The sequence below is a fragment of the Vibrio sp. V03_P4A6T147 genome (assembly GCF_002241085.1).
GTDB classification, from domain to species: Bacteria; Pseudomonadota; Gammaproteobacteria; order Enterobacterales; family Vibrionaceae; genus Vibrio; species Vibrio anguillarum.
This window is the reverse complement of sequence record NZ_NDIO01000302.1, coordinates 1-17,726: the sequence shown is the minus strand read 5'-3', so window position 1 is coordinate 17,726 and position 17,726 is coordinate 1. Positions and strand designations below refer to the sequence as shown.

General features: G+C 46.1%; 16 protein-coding genes. 12 read left to right on the top strand and 4 right to left on the bottom strand.

Annotated features, from left to right (window positions below):
* Positions 1-1,082 (bottom strand): DNA phosphorothioation-dependent restriction protein DptF (dptF, locus tag B9J84_RS11855; RefSeq protein ID WP_094124205.1); only part of this gene is annotated, 1,082 nt, incomplete at its 3' end.
* 439 nt (positions 1,083-1,521) lie between these two features.
* On the opposite strand from dptF, the gene B9J84_RS11850 reads away from it, so the two are divergent.
* The 9 genes from B9J84_RS11850 to B9J84_RS11810 all read left to right on the top strand — a co-directional run bounded on the left by B9J84_RS11850 (position 1,522) and on the right by B9J84_RS11810 (position 9,060).
* A complete protein-coding gene (locus B9J84_RS11850) occupies positions 1,522-1,884 on the top strand; it encodes a transcriptional regulator (RefSeq protein ID WP_228209387.1) in 363 nt (120 codons plus the stop codon).
* A complete protein-coding gene (locus tag B9J84_RS11845) occupies positions 1,875-2,243 on the top strand; it encodes an SFCGS family glycine-rich protein (protein WP_094124204.1) in 369 nt (122 codons plus the stop codon). Before B9J84_RS11850 ends, B9J84_RS11845 begins: the two co-directional genes overlap by 10 nt.
* A complete protein-coding gene (locus B9J84_RS11840) occupies positions 2,240-2,533 on the top strand; it encodes a DUF4312 family protein (RefSeq protein WP_010320376.1) in 294 nt (97 codons plus the stop codon). The genes B9J84_RS11845 and B9J84_RS11840 overlap by 4 nt, the downstream gene beginning before the upstream one ends.
* 24 nt (positions 2,534-2,557) lie before the next feature.
* Positions 2,558-3,334: a DUF4311 domain-containing protein gene (locus B9J84_RS11835; RefSeq protein WP_094124203.1), complete on the top strand. Its 777-nt coding sequence runs from the start codon at positions 2,558-2,560 to the stop codon at positions 3,332-3,334.
* 10 nt (positions 3,335-3,344) lie between these two features.
* The gene (locus B9J84_RS11830) at positions 3,345-3,992 is read left to right on the top strand and encodes a DUF4310 family protein (RefSeq protein ID WP_017045613.1); all 648 of its coding nucleotides are present in this window, start codon (positions 3,345-3,347) and stop codon (positions 3,990-3,992) included.
* Between the two features lie 45 nt (positions 3,993-4,037).
* Positions 4,038-5,201 (top strand): amidohydrolase/deacetylase family metallohydrolase, encoded by a 1,164-nt coding sequence (locus B9J84_RS11825; RefSeq protein ID WP_094124202.1) that lies wholly within the window; start codon positions 4,038-4,040, stop codon positions 5,199-5,201.
* The gene (locus tag B9J84_RS11820) at positions 5,185-6,309 is read left to right on the top strand and encodes a DgaE family pyridoxal phosphate-dependent ammonia lyase (RefSeq protein WP_094124201.1); all 1,125 of its coding nucleotides are present in this window, start codon (positions 5,185-5,187) and stop codon (positions 6,307-6,309) included. The genes B9J84_RS11825 and B9J84_RS11820 overlap by 17 nt, the downstream gene beginning before the upstream one ends.
* Positions 6,300-7,046, top strand: coding sequence for a 2-dehydro-3-deoxy-phosphogluconate aldolase (locus B9J84_RS11815; protein WP_094124200.1), 747 nt, complete (start codon positions 6,300-6,302; stop codon positions 7,044-7,046). Before B9J84_RS11820 ends, B9J84_RS11815 begins: the two co-directional genes overlap by 10 nt.
* Positions 7,047-7,134: 88 nt before the next feature.
* On the top strand, positions 7,135-9,060 hold the full coding sequence (locus B9J84_RS11810; protein ID WP_234782740.1) for a transcription antiterminator: 1,926 nt from the start codon (positions 7,135-7,137) through the stop codon (positions 9,058-9,060).
* 197 nt (positions 9,061-9,257) lie between these two features.
* Here the strand turns inward: B9J84_RS11810 and katG are convergent, their stop codons facing one another.
* Both katG and B9J84_RS11800 read right to left on the bottom strand, forming a co-directional pair.
* The gene (gene katG / locus B9J84_RS11805; protein WP_094124199.1) at positions 9,258-11,432 is read right to left on the bottom strand and encodes a catalase/peroxidase HPI; all 2,175 of its coding nucleotides are present in this window, start codon (positions 11,430-11,432) and stop codon (positions 9,258-9,260) included.
* A gap of 304 nt (positions 11,433-11,736) precedes the next feature.
* Complete coding sequence (locus tag B9J84_RS11800; protein ID WP_094124198.1) at positions 11,737-12,057, bottom strand: DOPA 4,5-dioxygenase family protein; 321 nt, start codon at positions 12,055-12,057, stop codon at positions 11,737-11,739.
* 216 nt (positions 12,058-12,273) lie between these two features.
* Between B9J84_RS11800 and B9J84_RS11795 the strand changes: the two genes are divergently transcribed.
* From B9J84_RS11795 to B9J84_RS11785, 3 genes are all read left to right on the top strand, one after another.
* The gene (locus B9J84_RS11795; protein WP_094124197.1) at positions 12,274-12,879 is read left to right on the top strand and encodes a DedA family protein; all 606 of its coding nucleotides are present in this window, start codon (positions 12,274-12,276) and stop codon (positions 12,877-12,879) included.
* 178 nt (positions 12,880-13,057) lie between these two features.
* On the top strand, positions 13,058-14,317 hold the full coding sequence (locus B9J84_RS11790) for a D-amino acid dehydrogenase (protein WP_017046262.1): 1,260 nt from the start codon (positions 13,058-13,060) through the stop codon (positions 14,315-14,317).
* A gap of 298 nt (positions 14,318-14,615) precedes the next feature.
* On the top strand, positions 14,616-16,160 hold the full coding sequence (locus B9J84_RS11785) for a sodium:alanine symporter family protein (RefSeq protein ID WP_017043180.1): 1,545 nt from the start codon (positions 14,616-14,618) through the stop codon (positions 16,158-16,160).
* Between the two features lie 74 nt (positions 16,161-16,234).
* Here the strand turns inward: B9J84_RS11785 and B9J84_RS11780 are convergent, their stop codons facing one another.
* Entirely contained in the window at positions 16,235-17,623 is a 1,389-nt protein-coding gene (locus B9J84_RS11780) for an IS4-like element ISVa18 family transposase (RefSeq protein WP_094124196.1), read from the bottom strand.
* Between the last annotated feature and the right edge of the window lie 103 nt (positions 17,624-17,726).

Sequence of the window (17,726 nt, the reverse complement as noted above, 5' to 3'; positions counted from 1 at the left end):
ACTAAGGAGTTGTCGAAATCTGCCTTTAACTCATCGACGTAATCGTTCGAAAGCGGCTCTTCATCCCTTAGTAAGTAGACCATACGCAGGTAAGAAGCGGCACTAGATATGTCAAATACACCTAGCTGCTTCACTTGCTCTTTCAACTGAGTAAAGCCTTCATCTTCAATGCCTAAACCAAATTGCAAAACAAACTCATCAATCTTACGAGTATGAATGTTACTTGGGTCAAAACTTTGAATATTCTCAAGCAGCTCGTTATCCGCTCCGGAGAATAAGTTGTCGAATAGATAACCATCCATTGCTAAGATCCGGAAAACGAAATCCAGCAAAGCACGGGCAGTTAAAAATTGGTCTTTGATCAGGCGAGCTTTTAGTAACAAAGCGATAATGTTCTTTTGAACAGAATCCAACCCCAGCAAAGCGTAATTGGCAGTCAACACGCTGTGACCGGATTTTTTCACTTCACTATCGTAAAGCGCAAAAAATGGGTTCTCTAAACTCGCCTCAGTTAATCGAGCAAGAAATTGAGCGGCAAAATCGGATGTATTTGCTTCATGGCTAAGAGTAAATTTCGGGTACCGTTCGAAATCTAGAAATGTATGGTTTTCAGGGATGTCGTCCGCTTGATTTTCCAGAAAAGCCTTTATCGACGCTTTCACATCGTTATGTGGGTTAGCACCTTCCTCTGCATAGTTCCCCAACATACCAATATTAATACCAACAACAAGTGGCTTGTCATTTCCTTTGAACTTAGTGAAACGCTCATCTAAGGCATGAATAGCCGTCTGGCTTGGACTAAAGCTGTGTGTCGCATCCAAATGAAAATCATGCGTCGCTTTATACTTTTGACTGTATTGCGTTAAGATCTCAGACTTACCATCGCCACTACTTCCACATAAGAAGATAATCTCATTAGATTTGGCAGACAAAAGTGCCTTTTTAAAATCAGCTTCAATATCCGTCTGAACATAAATATGTTTTTTGTAAGTTAAAAGATTGTCGTATTGATCATCGCGCTCAGTACTAACTGCAAAAGGAGATGATTTAGATAAAATGCTCAGAGCATCTAGTAAGGTCACAGTACTTCTCTGATCTTGATTCCAATTCTGAGAATCTTAAAACCCTGAGATTAATGATGCAATGCATAAGATTGTGTATGTCGATCTTAGTATGGTTTTTAGTGATAAAACGCATGCTTTCCTCTCAAAGCTATCCTCCGTTAATATTGCGTGCTTCCTGACGCCCGATTTGGGGGAATAAACATAAAACCAAAATAACCGTCAGTTATTTTGTGATAAGCAGCAAATAAAGAGACGATAAATTTGCGCTTAAAATAGCGATTCAAATCACCTTTTCAGCGCATTTACTCCCATAAATCTTCTTCACACATCACATAAAACCGCGCGAATGTTACTAGCCACGGTTTATTTCCATTTGGAAGTGGAAATAGGGCTTATCCACCCTTAATCCCTTTTACGCTATTTTCTTCTCCAAGCTAAACATTTGGAGAACCCCACGGTGCAAAACTCTCAACCCATTAGCATGGATGATGCACAGATTATAGAGCTTGGTTTGTCGCTCACCGAACGAGCCATTGCCTTGCTTAATTCACACGCTATCTACCCCGATTCGCTACAGAAAAAAATGCTCGAAACACACATCAAAGCGATGGTTTGGCGCTCGTTTAGCGGTGAATCGTTACCTGAACTCGATATGGAGATGTTTGATGAAATCTCTCCCATTTGTTTCACCTTGGCCGAGCAAGTGTGTCGTTGGATGGAGAACCTCGCTTATGAAGAAGCGCATCTGCTTTCGGTCCATTTTGAAGTAGCTAAAGAAAACGAATTAAACCCAACAGCAGGAGAAACAACATGTCAGTAATCAAAGTCGTTATTGGTGATCGCATGGGCAAAGGTCAGAAAGTAGGAGCCGGTGCTCAAGCGGCAGGCGCTGAAGTGACCGTTATTCCCGGCATGGCCGCAGACATGAAGTTAGGTGATGTCATGCATCAGCAGCAAGCCGATTTAGGGATTTCTTTTTGCGGCAGCGGCGGCGCTGGTGCTATCACAGCGCAAACAAAATATGGCTATCAATGCCGTTATGGAATGCGCTCTGTTGAGGAAGGGATAACCGCGATCAATGAAGGCTGTGTGGTTTTGGGTTTCGGCTTTATGGATAAAGAAGATCTGGGCGAAAAACTGGTGAAGGCGTTTGTGGCTAAGCATGGCGTCAAAGCATGAAAGAGCAGTTAACCACTAAGGTAACCGTGAGTGGCAAGGGCGAAACAAAGCAGCAGGCTTTTGCCGCGGCTTTAAGCCAAGTACAACCCACGTTACTTAAGAATAACGCAAAAGTTCTCCTCCGGATTGAGCCGTTAGACGTCAACGTTTTGCAAGCAGAAGAGAAAGTAAAGCGAGAGAAATTCCTTTTCTTCTTTCTTGCAAGAGATCGACGCCAATACAGCGTCAAGCTAGAGGTTACGGTCAGCCTGACCCACATCGATGTGGAACAGGTCGATTTCAAACGTTAACAGGTCACTATAAGGATCCCTGACATGTTTCTTATCATTCTCTTTAAGTCCATCATTATTGGTGGCTTAGTCGGTATCGGCGTTGGAGTAGGCGCGGCAAGGATGTTCCATGCTCCAACTATCCAAGGTATGGGTGCATTTCGTACTCTGGGAGAGTTGAACTCGTGTGAAGGCGACCCTGCCTCTCACTTCTCTTTTGGGCTTGGATTCTTCTTTAATGCTTGGGCCTCAACGGTTGCGGCAGGGGCATTCACTCAAGATGTTGACCACCGCATCATCCCGAACTGGGGCGCGGCGGCGCTGATGATAAAAAACCGCGACCTTGCCACTACCTTGCATGATCCAAAACGAATGGGCATTGCTTGCGCCATCATCGGTGCGATTGTGGTTGCGTTTCTTAACTCAACGGCGGCGGCCGTTCCTGCGGCGCTGCAAGTCACGGCAGTAAAGGTATTAGTACCAGCGGCAAACTTACTGGTGAATACCGTCATGCCGGTTATTTTCTGGCTAGCGGCAATTGAAGCGGGTAAGAAATCGGGCTTTTGGGCCACTATCTTTGGTGGTTTAGCTCAGATGATTATGGGCAACGCCGTTCCTGGTTTGGTGCTGGGTATTTTGATTGGTAAAGGTGTTGAAGAGAGTGGTTGGAACAGAGTAACTCAGATCATGATGGCGGCGATTATTGCACTGTTTGCGTTAAGTGCTTTCTTCCGCGGGTTCGACATGAAATTTATCGAAGCTTTCCATATGCAAGTTCCTTTGTGGCTTGAAAATATCCATCTCATGATCAGTGGCAAATAAGGAGTTGACCATGGACGAAAAAATGAAACACAACTTTTGGTATGCCGACTGGTCTTTCCCAATTTTCGTGGGCTTGCTTTCAGCCGGGGTTTTTGCCGGAACGCACATGTACTACTTATACGGTGTCGGTGCTTTTAACGAGGTGGCGTTTGTTTCCATGCTGCGAGCAGGGATGGATACAGGCGCGTACGGTGCGGTGGCCGCTTTTGGTGCAAGCTTTTTGTTTGCACGCATCATTGAAGGTTCGCTCGTGGGCATTTTGGATATCGGTGGCGCAGTGCAAACCGGTGTGGGTTTAGGGATTCCAGCTTTACTACTGGGTGCTGGCATTGTTTATCCTCTTGAAAATTTCACCGCTTCGTTAATCACAGGCATGCTCGCTGGTTTGGCGATTGGTGGCTTAATTGTGCTGGCACGTAAATTTACCATCAACCAAAGCGATTCAACCTACGGGGCTGATGTGATGATGGGAGCAGGCAATAGCTCCGGCCGTTTTCTTGGACCATTGATCATTTTATCTGCGATGGCCGCTTCTATCCCAATTGGGATCGGCTCTTTAGGTGGCGCATTGATTTTCTATGTGTGGGGTAAACCGATTACGGGTGGTGCAATTCTCGGAGCGATGGCGTTAGGAGCTCTTTTTCCTATCGCACTGTAAAACAAGCTGGGGTTTAAATTCTACTGAGAATCGCTCTTCGCGCCGATGAGCGAAGAGCGTGAGATGCAAATTATGTATGACATCCTGATCAAAAATGCCCAACAAGCGGGTGGGTGTAGTATCGATATCGCCCTTCAGGGCAACAAAATAGCTGCGGTGGGCGATCTTGCTGGTTCATTGGCAAAACAGACCGTCGATTTAGATCATGACGTTTTTGTCAGTGCTGGTTGGATTGACGGCCACACTCACTGCTATCCGAACTCGCCGATTTATAACGACCACCCCGATAACGTTGGGGTGTCCGGTGGCGTGACGACTGTCATTGATGCGGGCAGCACAGGCGCAAACGATGTGGATGATTTTGCGCAGCTTGCAGCGCAATGCACAACCCATGTGCGCGCACTACTTAACATCTCGAAAATTGGCTTGTTGCGCCAAAATGAACTGGCCGATGCTAACGACATTGATCTGGATAGCGCAAAGCAAGCACTGCTTCGTCATCCCGAATTTATTGTCGGCTTAAAAGCACGCATGAGCGGTAGTGTTGTCGGCCACAATGGCTTAATGCCACTTCATGCAGCCAAAGCATTACAGCAGCAATGCGGCTGCGTTCCATTGATGGTGCACGTCGGTAATGCGCCGCCAGATTTGGATGAGATTGTCGCTCTGCTGGGCAAAGGCGATATTCTCACTCACTGCTTTAATGGCAAGCCTAACCGCATTCTTGATTGTCATGGGGAAATAAAAAGCAGCGTTCAGCAGGCCAGAGCTCGAGGCCTGAAACTTGATATCGGCCACGGCAGTGCCAGTTTCAGTTTTGAGGTGGCTGAGCAGGCAATCGCACAAGGGATTTTGCCCGATACGATCAGTTCTGACATTTACTGTAAGAACCGGCTCAATGGCCCGGTTTACGGTCTTGCCCACCTGATGTCGATGTTTTTTACGCTCGGGTTATCCCATGAGCAGATCATTGAGCGCGTGACGAGTCAAGCAGCGCAAGCACTTCGCCTATCGAAAAAGGGGCTCTTAATTGCAGGCTATGATGCCGATTTAACGCTCTACACCATCAATAAAGCGTCGGTTAACTACACCGATACTCATCACCAGCATCGAACTGGACAACAGAGATTTACGCCTCTTGCTGCCATTATTGACGGCAAGCTTGTATTGACTGAACAAGGACAACAGAATTATGTCTTCCATTCTTGAAAAATATCACTTGAAACAAGTGATCAACGCATCTGGCCGTATGACAGCTCTTGGTGTTTCTACTCCGCAACCCGAAGTGGAGCAGACTGTCTGTTTTGGGATGAACAACTACTTTGAAATGAGCGATTTGGTGAACAAAACCGGCCAATATATTGCTCGTTTGCTGCAAGTTGAAAATGCAGTCGTGGTCTCATGTGCTTCTGCGGGGATTGCACAGAGTGTCGCGGCAGTCATTGTGCGTGGTAACCCTTATCTGCTTGAGCATCTGCATGCAAAAACGCACCCGATCGCAACGGATATTGTGATCCCCAAAGGGCATAACGTCAATTATGGTGCCCCGGTTGGCTGCATGGTAAATCTTGGCGGCGGTAACCTGATTGAGGCCGGTTGGGCTAATGAATGCAGCGCAGAACAATTAGCCGCGGCAATCACCCCCAATACCGCCGCCATTCTCTACATTAAATCGCACCATTGTGTGCAAAAAAGCATGTTAACCGTGGCACAAGCGGCCAAAGTGGCTCAAGACCACCAGCTTCCGCTGATTGTTGATGCAGCAGCAGAAGAGGATCTACAACTCTATTATCAGCAAGGGGCTGATCTGGTGATCTACAGTGGTGCGAAAGCGATTGAAGGCCCAACCAGCGGTTTAGTGATTGGGAAACATCAATATGTGGAATGGGTTAAGCAGCAATCTGCAGGGATTGGCCGTGCCATGAAAGTCGGTAAAGAAGGCATTTTAGGCCTAACGCATGCCATTGAGCTGTACTTAAGCCGCCAACAAGAAACCGGCCAACAAATGGTGGATAAAATGACGCCATTTATCGAGGGGTTAAACCGTATTGAAGGGATAAGCGCGCGCGTGGTTTGGGACAGTGCAGGCCGAGATATCGCACGTGCAGAAGTGAGTTTTGATGCCAAACAATTTGGTATCAGCGCTAATGAAGCCGTCACACGCCTCCAAAATGGTAACCCAGCGATTTACTGCCGCGCTTACAAATCCAATGAAGGTTCGGTGGAATTTGATGTCCGCAGTGTTTCATCTCATCAACTTGAACTTATTCTTAGCGCCATGAACCAACTGAATCAGGAGTCATTAGAATGTCTTTAAACCCTAATTTTTACGCTGACCGCGTATGTCTCAATGTGCTGGCGGGCTCTCATCATAATGCGATTGAAGTCTACCAAGCCGCAGAAGGCCATGTGTTGGTTGGTATGCTCTCGAAAGATTACCCAGATACCGCAAGCGCTGCGGCTGATATGAAAGCGTGCGCTAAAAAAATCGAGAATGCTTTATCGATTGGCCTTGGCGCAGGGGATCCCAAACAATCGGATATGGTGACGGCTTTAGCCGGAATACTGCAGCCTCAGCATGTCAATCAAGTCTTTACTGGTGTGGGGGCTACGCGTCAAGCGCTAGGTCAAAATCACACCATCGTGAATGGTTTGATTTCACCATCAGGCACTGTTGGCTTGGTTAAAATCTCAACTGGCCCGAAAAGTTCCGGCATGGAAGAAGCGGTTGTTCCCGTTGATACGGCGATTGCCATGTTGCAAGATATGGGCTGCAGCTCGGTCAAATTCTTCCCAATGCAGGGGCTAAAATGCAAAGCTGAGTACCAAGAAGTTGCCAACGCCTGTGCTCGTCACCACTTTTGGTTAGAGCCAACGGGTGGTATTGATCTAAACAACTTTGAAGAGATTTTACGCATCGCTCTCGATGCGGGTGTCGAAAAAGTCATTCCACACATTTATAGCTCAATCATCGATGAACAGACCGGACAGACTCGCCCCGAGGATGTGAAAACCCTGCTGGCCATGACTCAAAAACAACTAGCACATTCATAACACCGACGCCGGAGCATGTGCTCCGGCATAACAAAGCGTTGGCTATCTATTGCCTTTAGTGCATTTTACCTTTTAGATAGCGCTGTTCATGCTGGAATGGGAATCGATGATGTACAAGCTACCGCACCCTCGCCTAATTCATTTGTTGGATGCTGTATCCGCCTCGCCTTTGACTCAGGACGAACTTGCGCAACGGCTTAATGTTTCGACACGAACCATACGCACCGATGTCGCGCTGCTCAATAATGTGATGGTCAATCATGGCGCGCATCTTCTCCACCAGCGCGGTTCCGGTTACCAACTCAATATTTACAACCCGTCAACTTTCGAGCATTTTTTGTCGAGGGTGCAAAATGCAGAAACGATTCCAAGGACCAGTAAAGAGCGCATCATTCAGATTCAAGTACTGCTATTAACGGCAGAACAAGGCGTAAAAATTGACGAATTGGCCGAGACATGGAATCTAAGCCGCACTGTTATTCAAAATGATATGGTTGATGTACGCAGCCAACTGGCCACGTTTGGTTTATCGATTGAAAGTAAACCTCGTTTGGGCATGCTGATCCAAGGCCCAGAAATGGCGATTCGCTCCCGTTTAACACAACTTATCTACATCGAACAAAAAGAGACAAAACAAGCTCTGGGCTTTATTAGTACGATTTTCCCTGAAAAATCTCAGCAAATTTTTGCAGCGCGCTTTCGTGAAGTGTTGACCAACCATACACTCTATATCAATGATATTGGGCTGCGTTGGTTAACCCTTTATGCTGCCGTCACACTGCACAGGCTCGCGTGTGGCAAAGAGCTTACCGAATTTTCTAAAAACGATGTTCATGAAACGACGCTACCAATTGCCAAAGCGTTATTTTCTGCGCTACCGATGCTGCTACCCGCCAATAACCATGAAATTGCCGCCTTGGCGATTCACATTCAAGCGAGAATTGCGACGAATCAAGCACTCCTTAGCCAGGGTGTACAGCATGAAGCCGATGCTCTAGTCACTCATATCTTTGATTATATCTATCAAAATTACCCTTACGATGTGCGTGACGATGCGCTATTACGCCGCGATCTCCACAACCACGTCTGCCATATGATCATTCGTGTCAAACATCATGTCGCCACAATTAACCCATTGGCCGAGCATATCAAACAGCACTACCCACTCGCTTACAGTATTACCTTATCGGCCATCGCAGACTGGATCAGAGAGACGGGTTACTGCATGACACAGCACGAAATAGGCTATCTTGTGATTCACATTGGTGTGGGGCTTGAACGTAATTACCATTTAGGTCACCGTACACCCAAAGCGCTTCTGTATTGCGACGCCGGTAATGCCGCAACACTTGGGCTAGAAGCGATCATCCGCCGCCAGTATCCGCAATTGGATATGAAAACGGTTTATTCCCCCGAACAGTTGATCACCGCTGATGCCACGCAAGCGGACCTCATTATTACCACCATGCCCTTAGCCAATAGAGAGATTCAGAGCTTTGTGGTTGACCCCTTCCCTACCCAACATCAATTGGAAGAACTGGGCAAACAAGTGTTGGTTGATCGCACGCACTCTTATCTTTTGGATAAGTATTTTTCCAAGGCTCAATTTCTCTACCTCGATGACGTCATTGAGCAATCACACCTCTTTGAGCAGGTTTGCTCGCATCTTGAATCAACGGAGTTGGTAGAGGAAGGATACCGAGCTTCACTGCAAGAGCGAGAGAGTTTGGTTTCAACCATGATGGGCGAATACATTGCTCTACCTCACTCAATTGAACTATTTGCTAAACGTTCGATGGTTTACACCGTCGCTGCACCGCGTGGAATTGAATGGGGTAATGGTGAAAAAGCCTATCTGATCTTTTTCCTCGCCTTAAGTAAATGTGACTATGAAGAGGCGATGGGGCTGTATGATCTTTTCCAAGTGCTGATTAATAAAAAATTAGGTAAAAGTCTGTCGCAATGCGAAACCTTCAAGCACTTCAAAACACTGGCGCACTTGGAATTACAATAAAATATATCGCTGTGTGATGCTTCCTAGATGCCCTCTATTTTTTAGATACCGTCTGTTTTTAGGTTCCGTCTGTTTTTAGAAACACTCGTTTTTTAGGGACCAGTCTTTTATAAACAAGCCGTTTAGAGAGAAAACCAAGGCACAACAAGGCCCTCGCTAAGAGGGCCTTAATATCAAGATTACTGAGTGAAGAGGGTTTACAACACGTCGAAGCGATCGGCGTTCATGACTTTGGTCCAAGCAGCGACAAAGTCTTTGACGAACTTCTCTTTGTTATCGTCCTGCGCGTAAATTTCAGCGTATGAGCGCAAAATGGAGTTTGAGCCAAACACCAAATCAACACGAGTCGCTGTCCATTTTGTTTTACCGCTCTTACGCTCAACCATATCGTAAGAGTTACGGCCTGTTGGCTTCCAAGTGTAATTCATGTCGGTGAGGTTAACGAAGAAATCGTTAGTCAACGCCCCAACACGGTCTGTCAATACACCATGTTGACTGCCGCCATAGTTTGTACCGAGCACTCGCAATCCACCAATCAATACGGTCATTTCTGGGGCGGTCAGGCGCAATAGTTGCGCTTTATCTAACAGCATCTCTTCTGGGTTAACCACGTAATGTTTCTTTTGCCAGTTACGGAAACCATCCGCCAGTGGCTCAAGCACATCAAACGATTCCACATCCGTTTGTTCAAGCGTTGCATCACCACGTCCGGTAGTAAAAGGCACAGTAATATTAACGCCTGCCGCTTTGGCCGCTTGTTCAACACCGACGTTACCCGCCAAAACAATGGTATCGGCGATGCTAATACCCGCATCAGCAGCAATTTTATCCAGAACAGCCAACACTTTGCTGAGTCTTTCTGGCTCATTACCTTGCCAATCTTTTTGAGGAGCCAAGCGAATGCGCGCACCGTTAGCGCCACCACGTTTATCGGAACCACGAAAAGTACGAGCACTATCCCATGCGGTGCTGACCATCTCACTGATGCTTAAGCCGCTGGCCGCTATTTTTGCTTTTACTGCATCCACATCATAATCTTTACGACCTGCGGGGATGGGATCTTGCCAAATGAGATCTTCTGCCGGAACATCAGGGCCAAAGTAACGCGCTTTAGGCCCCATATCACGGTGAGTAAGCTTAAACCAAGCTCGCGCAAACACTTCAGAGAAATACGCTGGGTCTTTGTAGAAACGCTCTGAGATCTTGCGATATTCAGGATCCATCTTCAGCGCCATATCGGCATCGGTCATCATAGGGTTATAACGAATGCTTGGGTCTTCCACATCAACCGGTTTATCTTCCTCTTTGATGTTGATTGGCTCCCACTGCCACGCACCGGCAGGGCTCTTCGTCAGTTGCCATTCGTAGGTAAACAACAGGTGGAAGAAGCCGTTATCCCACTGGGTTGGGTGCGTAGTCCATGCACCTTCAATACCACTGGTGACGGTATTACGGCCAATGCCGCGGCTGGTGTGGTTATTCCAACCCAAGCCTTGTTCGTGCAAGTCCGCCCCTTCAGGATCTGGCCCTAAGTTCGCAGCGCTACCATTACCATGCGCTTTACCCACCGTATGCCCACCCGCTGTCAGCGCCACGGTTTCTTCATCATTCATTGCCATGCGCTCAAAAGTGACGCGCATGTCATGTGCGGTTTTAAGCGGGTCTGGATTACCGTCAACGCCTTCAGGGTTTACATAAATCAGGCCCATCATCACGGCAGCAAGCGGGTTTTCTAGATCACGCACACCGGAATAGCGGCTATTTTCTCCGCCACTTGGCGCTAGCCACTCTTTTTCTAAGCCCCAATAAGTGTCTTTTTCTGGGTGCCAAATATCTTCACGACCAAAAGCGAAACCAAAGGTTTTAAGCCCCATGGATTCATAAGCCATATTACCCGCCAAGATCATCAGATCCGCCCAACTGATTTTGTTGCCGTATTTTTGTTTGATTGGCCACAATAAGCGACGAGCTTTATCTAAATTGGCGTTATCAGGCCACGAGTTAAGCGGAGCAAAACGCTGGTTGCCAGAGCCCGCACCACCGCGACCATCTGCAATTCGGTAAGTACCCGCGGAGTGCCATGCCATGCGGATCATCAAACCGCCGTAATGCCCCCAGTCGGCAGGCCACCACTCTTGGCTATCGGTCATTAGTGCTTTGAGATCTTTTTTCAAGGCATCAACATCCAATGTTTTTAGCGCATCGCGGTAATTAAAATCCGCACCCATTGGGTTGGTTTTCACGTCGTGCTGGTGAAGAATGTCAAGATTCAGTGCTTTTGGCCACCAATCCATGTTCGATAGTTCAGCAGAGGTTACTCCGCCGTGCATGACAGGGCATTTACCGCCCGAATTCATACCTTTATTCTCCATTGCGTTCTCCTTGCTTCGCATTACTGCGGCTATTTAAGTGTGCTTGATTTATTCTAAAAACACTCAGCACGGTCGATATTGGCTGAACATTCACTGTATTAAATTCAAATGCAACAAAACTTAGAACAACATCATGTATATACAATAACAACGAGAGGTGATGAGCCTGCGGTCACGACTTGTTCGAAAAACCTTTTTCTTCAAAACCTTGCCACGATTATTGTTTCTGCTGCGTTCTGTACAGACTAGACAAGATGAGCATTAAACACTAATTCACTGTGGCTATTAATTTGATAGGCATCCTCTAACGCAATACGGCTAAGTTCACCCCTAAAGTCTCTCCTAACCACAGAACTTGTCCCTCAGAATGGTCATACCTATCGTCTCCAGAAACCGGATGGATTAACACGCTAAGACCTTCCCGATGTTCATCTAGCCACTCAATAAATCCGTGGCGATTGTCAGCAAGGTGTACTTCAAACATCGGCTTTAAGTGCGGGCCAACAAGCCTTGGTACTAAGCCAAACATGGCTTGTACATCATGTCGTTGTTGGGCAATTTTTTGTTGTACGCGTTGTGCTTTTGCTTGCTCTGCGAGATCAAAATAAACATGGGCATGAAACATAAAATAACTCCTCTTGATTTTTAAGCAGTGTACTACGCCAAAAGAGCATAGAAACCACAACAAATTTGCTGATGATTTTCAGCTAATTTGAAGGTACTAACCACAACGTATTCTATTTTAAGAGCCAAGAAATGGGCATTATCACACGATGACGTTGATTCAAACCAAGAACCAGCGTATTAAATAACCTCAAACTTTCGATGGTGGATACCCGCTTTGCAACCTATCAATCAACTGCTTCTCTCAATGCAGCCGTTATTGGAACAGTACGGCTACCTAGCACTGATCATCAGCATCTTTTTCGAAGGGATTGGCATTCCGATGCCCGGCCAATCGCTCATGATTGCCGCGTCCATTTTGTCATCCAATGGCGTAATGAATTTCTCTCTTGTTATGATTGTATCGTGGCTAAGCTGCTTTATTGGTAATAGTTGCGGCTATCTACTCGGCTATTATTTTGAGGGTTGGTTGGATAAAAAAGGCTATATTTCAGGGGCTAAATTTCAAAAACTGCAAAGCGCTATTCAAAAATACGGCCCGATTTGCTTAATCATCAGTCGCTTTGTTGAGGGGATGAAACAATTCATGCCATTAGCCTGCGGAGTGGCGAAAATGCCCATCAGAGTATTTTTACTGGGTAACGTGCTTGCCACCACAGTTTGGGTCGCGGTCTTTGGTTTACTCACCCATTTTGCGTTTAAACATCTTCATCAAATCAGCCACTTTTATTCTGCTTACCGCTATTGGATCTGGGCAATAGCCGCTATCACTTTTATTGTTATGATTTATGCAGTATTGAAACATAGACACACTCAGCGCTGATAGCGACCTGTCTCTGACTTCATTTACCACCCCTTCTGTCATCACCACATAAAAATAAGTGCAGAGGCTAGTGATTGTGTTTCCACTCAATTTGATGTTTGATGTTGCCATTATGTGAACATTTACACCAACTCTGAATGTGCTCAAAGAACACACTAGGATGATTTAAGGAGACAACATGGACGTGATCGTCTTAGGCAGCGGCGTCATCGGGCTAACCAGCGCATGGTATTTATCACAAGCGGGCCACCGAGTAACGGTGGTGGATCGCCAATCACAAGGTGCAAAAGAGACCAGTTTTGCTAACGCAGGGCAAATATCTTACGGCTACTCTTCCCCTTGGGCTGCACCCGGCATCCCACAAAAAGCATTAAAGTGGCTGTTTGAAGAGCATGCACCGTTGAAAATAAAACCATCTATCGACCCACAGCTGTTGGCGTGGATGGGTAAAATGTTATTGAACTGCCAACAGGATCGTTACAACATCAATAAAGCCAGAATGCTGGCGATTGCCAATTACAGCCGCGTTTGTTTGGCTGACCTGAATCAGCAACATAACCTGCAATATCAAGGCCGTCGGCTTGGAACGTTGCAAGTATTTCGCAGCGAAAAACAGCTACAAGCGATACAAAAGGACATCAAACTACTCGAGCAAAGTGGGATTCGTTATCAGCTTCTTGATGTCGATGGGTGCATTAAGCAAGAGCCGGGGCTTGCTCTTGTACGCGATAAATTGCGAGGTGGTTTGTACCTCCCCGACGATGAAACCGGGGACTGCTATCTGTTTTGCCAACAATTAACAGAGCTCGCGAAAAGCCGTGGGGTGCAATTTCTGTTTGATACACAAATAAAAACATTAACCACTGAAGGCAAAAAGATCATCGCTGTCCAAACCGATAAAGGTGAGCTAAAAGCAGACAAATATGTCGTCGCACTCGGCAGTTACTCTACCGCTTTACTGGCGACATTGGGTATCTCCATTCCTGTTTATCCAGTGAAAGGGTACTCACTAACGCTGCCGATTGTCGACGCCGAATTGTCCCCGCGTTCAACGGTAATGGACGAAACATATAAAGTGGCCATCACTCGTTTTGAGGATCGAATTCGTGTCGCGGGCACGGCAGAGTTAGCCGGGTTTGATCCTGCCTTGCCTGATGCGCGTAAAGCAACCATTGCAAAAGTCGTGACCGATCTCTTTCCTCAAGGCGGTGATTTAGCACAAGCTGAATTCTGGACAGGCTTTAGACCAATGACGCCTGACGGGACCCCGATTATAGGCTCCACTCCATTTGAAAACCTCTACACCAATACCGGACATGGAACCTTAGGGTGGACGATGGCTTGCGGATCTGGACAGCTTCTTGCCGACATCGTCAGTGAGCAAACTTGTGCTTTACCAATTCATGAGTTGAATCTCTCTCGCTACCTCATCAACTAGTCACAATAGAAAATGCTTATTATTAGCTAAACCTTAGTGGAAAGTTATTATGCATAATGATTCATCCGAGAGGATTTAATTTCCAACCTTTCGGGTGACCAACCCATATGCGCTGAAATTTTAGCCAATTCTAATTAACCCACCTATTATTTAACATTTCATTAGCATTTTGTGTTCCTCATCACGCTAACGATTATTCACAGACAAATAAATTAACATCTAAGTTACAAAAAGATTAATATGTTGCCCACAAAGCAAACACAACACTCACCAAAACTACTAAAACAGGGAAATGCATATGCAGTCATTTGTTGATTTTCTGAATGGAATAATCTGGAGCCCGGCGCTAATTTATTTATGCCTTGGTGCGGGTTTATTCTACTCAATTGTGACCCGATTCGTTCAGGTCCGTCACTTTTTTGAAATGTGGCGACTTCTCCTTTCCGGTAAAAGCTCAACCAAAGGGATATCCTCTTTCCAAGCTTTGGCCGTTTCACTTTCGGGACGCGTCGGTACGGGTAATATTGCAGGCGTAGCCGCAGCAATTGGTTTTGGTGGCCCTGGTGCTATTTTCTGGATGTGGGTAGTGGCCTTTTTTGGTGCCGCGACTGCTTATGCTGAATCAACTCTGGCACAAATTTATAAAGAAGAAGATGAAGGTGAATTCCGTGGTGGCCCCGCTTATTACATCGAAAAAGCGATGGGACAAAAATGGTATGCATGGATCTTCGCCATTTCCACCATCTTTGCTTGTGGTGTGCTTTTACCTGGCGTGCAATCCAACAGCATTGGTAATGCCGTAGAAGCAGCTTTTGGGGCTGGCCCAATCATTGAAACCACTATCGGTAGCTTCACTTTTGCTAAGATTTTTACTGGTACCGTAGTGTCAATTATTTTAGCTTTCATCATCTTTGGTGGTGTTAAGCGTATCGCTAACTTCACACAGGTCGTGGTGCCATTTATGGCTTTGGCCTATGTCATTACTGCGTTTGTTATCATCCTGCTTAACATCAGTGAAGTACCACGTATTTTTGCCATGATCATTGGTGATGCGTTCACACCAATGGCAGGTATTGGTGCTGCGATTGGTTGGGGGGTAAAACGAGGTGTTTACTCAAACGAAGCAGGCCAAGGTACTGGACCGCACGCTGCGGCTGCCGCGAGTGTTGATCACCCAGCGCAGCAAGGTTTAGTGCAAGCATTTTCTATCTACATTGATACTTTGCTGGTCTGTTCCGCAACCGCGTTCATGATTCTGATCACTGGTGCTTATAACGTACACGGCGGCGCAGAAGGTGCATTTTTAGTACAGAACATCGCGGCGGATATTAGTGCCAATGGCCCAGTATTTACCCAAATGGCGATTGAGAGCGCACTACCGGGCGTGGGCAAACCTTTTGTTGCGTTTGCTCTGTTCTTCTTCGCCTTTACCACGATTTTGGCATACTACTATATTGCTGAAACGAATATTGCTTACATTCGCCGCACCTTTAAAGTCGATGGCCTGATGTTCCTTCTTAAAGTAGTGATCATCGCAACGGTATTCTACGGCACAGTGAGAACCGCGAACCTTGCTTGGGCAATGGGTGATGTGGGCGTGGGTTTGATGGCGTGGCTAAACATAGTCGGGATTTTGATCATCTTCTTTATGGCTAAACCAGCTATTGCAGCACTCAAAGATTATGAAGAGCAACAAAAACAAGGTGTCGATGAGTATCTTTTCAACCCAGTAAAACTCGGCATTAAGAATGCGACATATTGGGAAGGAAAATATAAACGCAAAACGGGACAAGAACCAACCGTAGAAGAAAGCTCCGTGGGTGTTGAACAACCATCATCCTAACGGATTACTAAGCTCATCAGCAAAAAGCATTCAAGGTAAACGTAAAAAGGGTTAGCAAACGCTCTGTCTCTTGATCACAAGTCTGGTGAATCAAGAGACTTAGCCAGTTCATACCCTTCAAGGATGGTTTGTAACCTAAACCATCCTTGCCATAATGTCTTTATAGAAGCACGACCCGTTCGCTTTGTATTCTTCCAACCCCCTAATCGAGCAATACCTCTGTAAGCCCATGATATGTCCGGAGCTTCCTTCGGTAGCCCTTTTCTTTCTAGCTTTAGCCACATTAGCTTCCATGCTTTGCCTTTTAATATCAGCTCACAACTGCTCTTAGATAACTCATCTGATTCATTCATAAATCTCAACTGGAGCAACCGAGTCGCGATAAAAGCCAGAATAACGCTGAGCCTTTCTAAGTTATCTTTGCTTTGCATTCTCAATTGCTCGACTTGAGTGCCTTCACTTTTCCAGACTTTATGAAAATCTTCAATTAGCCAGCGCTGCTCATAATAACTGACGATTTTAAGTGCCTCTTCCCTGCTCGTTACTGGCTCTGAGGTCAGTAAGTGCCATGCGAGCTTATCGTTACTCTCTCCTTGCTCTATGCATCCCACGTAGTAAAGCGGAATGTTATTGAACTCTTTTTTATTCGCGGGAGATTTGAGTGTCACGGGGGCATATTTGATGTCTAGGTGAACCGTGCGAGCTTTACGGCCGCCTTTTTGCGGTATGTCGAGCACTCTTTCTCCTGCTGATTGAAGCTTGGAAGCGTAGTCATAAAGACGATTATCATGCTCTTTTATACAGCGACTTTGCATTGAGCGAACGAGGAATCGCTGTTGTTGCTCTTGCTTGTAAGTGAGGTATTCAAATAGGTCGGCTTCTCTATCGCACACAGAAATAACATCTGAGATTTTCTCGCCAAGTCGCTCTGCGACATGGCGAGAAGCTTGCTCCCATTTATAGCTTTCTTTCTCTTTGTATGGTCGAGTGGCGTACTGGTGTCCTTGTCCACGCTTTTCAATATCTCGAGTCCAGCGTTGTTGTTCAATTAAGCCAACAACCACTTGAGTTTCGGGAGCAAAAAGTAAGGTCGAGTGTATGAACATAGCTCGATTTCGATTGCCTTGATTGGAGTGTCCAAGTTCATCTTGTATGCTGCGATGGGAGTAGCTTAGAGAAGTCGTATCTTCTAATGCAAGAAGTGTTTGTTGTTCTAAAGCCTCTTGCGCTGTGACATAAAAGCCCGCTTCAGCGATATCTTCTGCTTTGATTTGCTCATTACGGATAAAGCGATAAGCCCCTTCCATATCTGCAGGGGAGATGATGAGTTTCGAGACCGGTACGCCAGGTTGCTCGGCCAAAGAGGCTGCTAGGGCAACGAGTCTTTGAGTACGTCTTGGGTCATTGAGGTGAGCTTGACCAAATTGCTTTTGTGCCCAGAGGGTTGGTTCTATATAAGTCATTCTAATCATCCTTGTTATTGCTTAGATGATCAGATCATGAAACATAAAATTAGTTCAAAAAAATCCCCAAGCAGAGGCTTGGGGATTTGTGTATAAGAGACAG

Excerpts from the sequence above, each read along its gene's own strand:
- B9J84_RS11825 (WP_094124202.1), top strand. The coding sequence starts at position 4,038 with ATGAGCGAAGAGCGTGAGATGCAAATTATGTATGACATCCTGATCAAA.
- B9J84_RS11840 (WP_010320376.1), top strand. The coding sequence starts at position 2,240 with ATGAAAGAGCAGTTAACCACTAAGGTAACCGTGAGTGGCAAGGGCGAA.
- B9J84_RS11790 (WP_017046262.1), top strand. The coding sequence starts at position 13,058 with ATGGACGTGATCGTCTTAGGCAGCGGCGTCATCGGGCTAACCAGCGCA.
- B9J84_RS11835 (WP_094124203.1), top strand. The coding sequence starts at position 2,558 with ATGTTTCTTATCATTCTCTTTAAGTCCATCATTATTGGTGGCTTAGTC.
- B9J84_RS11780 (WP_094124196.1), bottom strand. The coding sequence starts at position 17,623 with ATGACTTATATAGAACCAACCCTCTGGGCACAAAAGCAATTTGGTCAA.
- B9J84_RS11800 (WP_094124198.1), bottom strand. The coding sequence starts at position 12,057 with ATGTTTCATGCCCATGTTTATTTTGATCTCGCAGAGCAAGCAAAAGCA.
- katG (WP_094124199.1), bottom strand. The coding sequence starts at position 11,432 with ATGGAGAATAAAGGTATGAATTCGGGCGGTAAATGCCCTGTCATGCAC.
- B9J84_RS11845 (WP_094124204.1), top strand. The coding sequence starts at position 1,875 with ATGTCAGTAATCAAAGTCGTTATTGGTGATCGCATGGGCAAAGGTCAG.
- B9J84_RS11785 (WP_017043180.1), top strand. The coding sequence starts at position 14,616 with ATGCAGTCATTTGTTGATTTTCTGAATGGAATAATCTGGAGCCCGGCG.
- B9J84_RS11820 (WP_094124201.1), top strand. The coding sequence starts at position 5,185 with ATGTCTTCCATTCTTGAAAAATATCACTTGAAACAAGTGATCAACGCA.
- B9J84_RS11815 (WP_094124200.1), top strand. The coding sequence starts at position 6,300 with ATGTCTTTAAACCCTAATTTTTACGCTGACCGCGTATGTCTCAATGTG.
- B9J84_RS11810 (WP_234782740.1), top strand. The coding sequence starts at position 7,135 with ATGCTGGAATGGGAATCGATGATGTACAAGCTACCGCACCCTCGCCTA.
- B9J84_RS11830 (WP_017045613.1), top strand. The coding sequence starts at position 3,345 with ATGGACGAAAAAATGAAACACAACTTTTGGTATGCCGACTGGTCTTTC.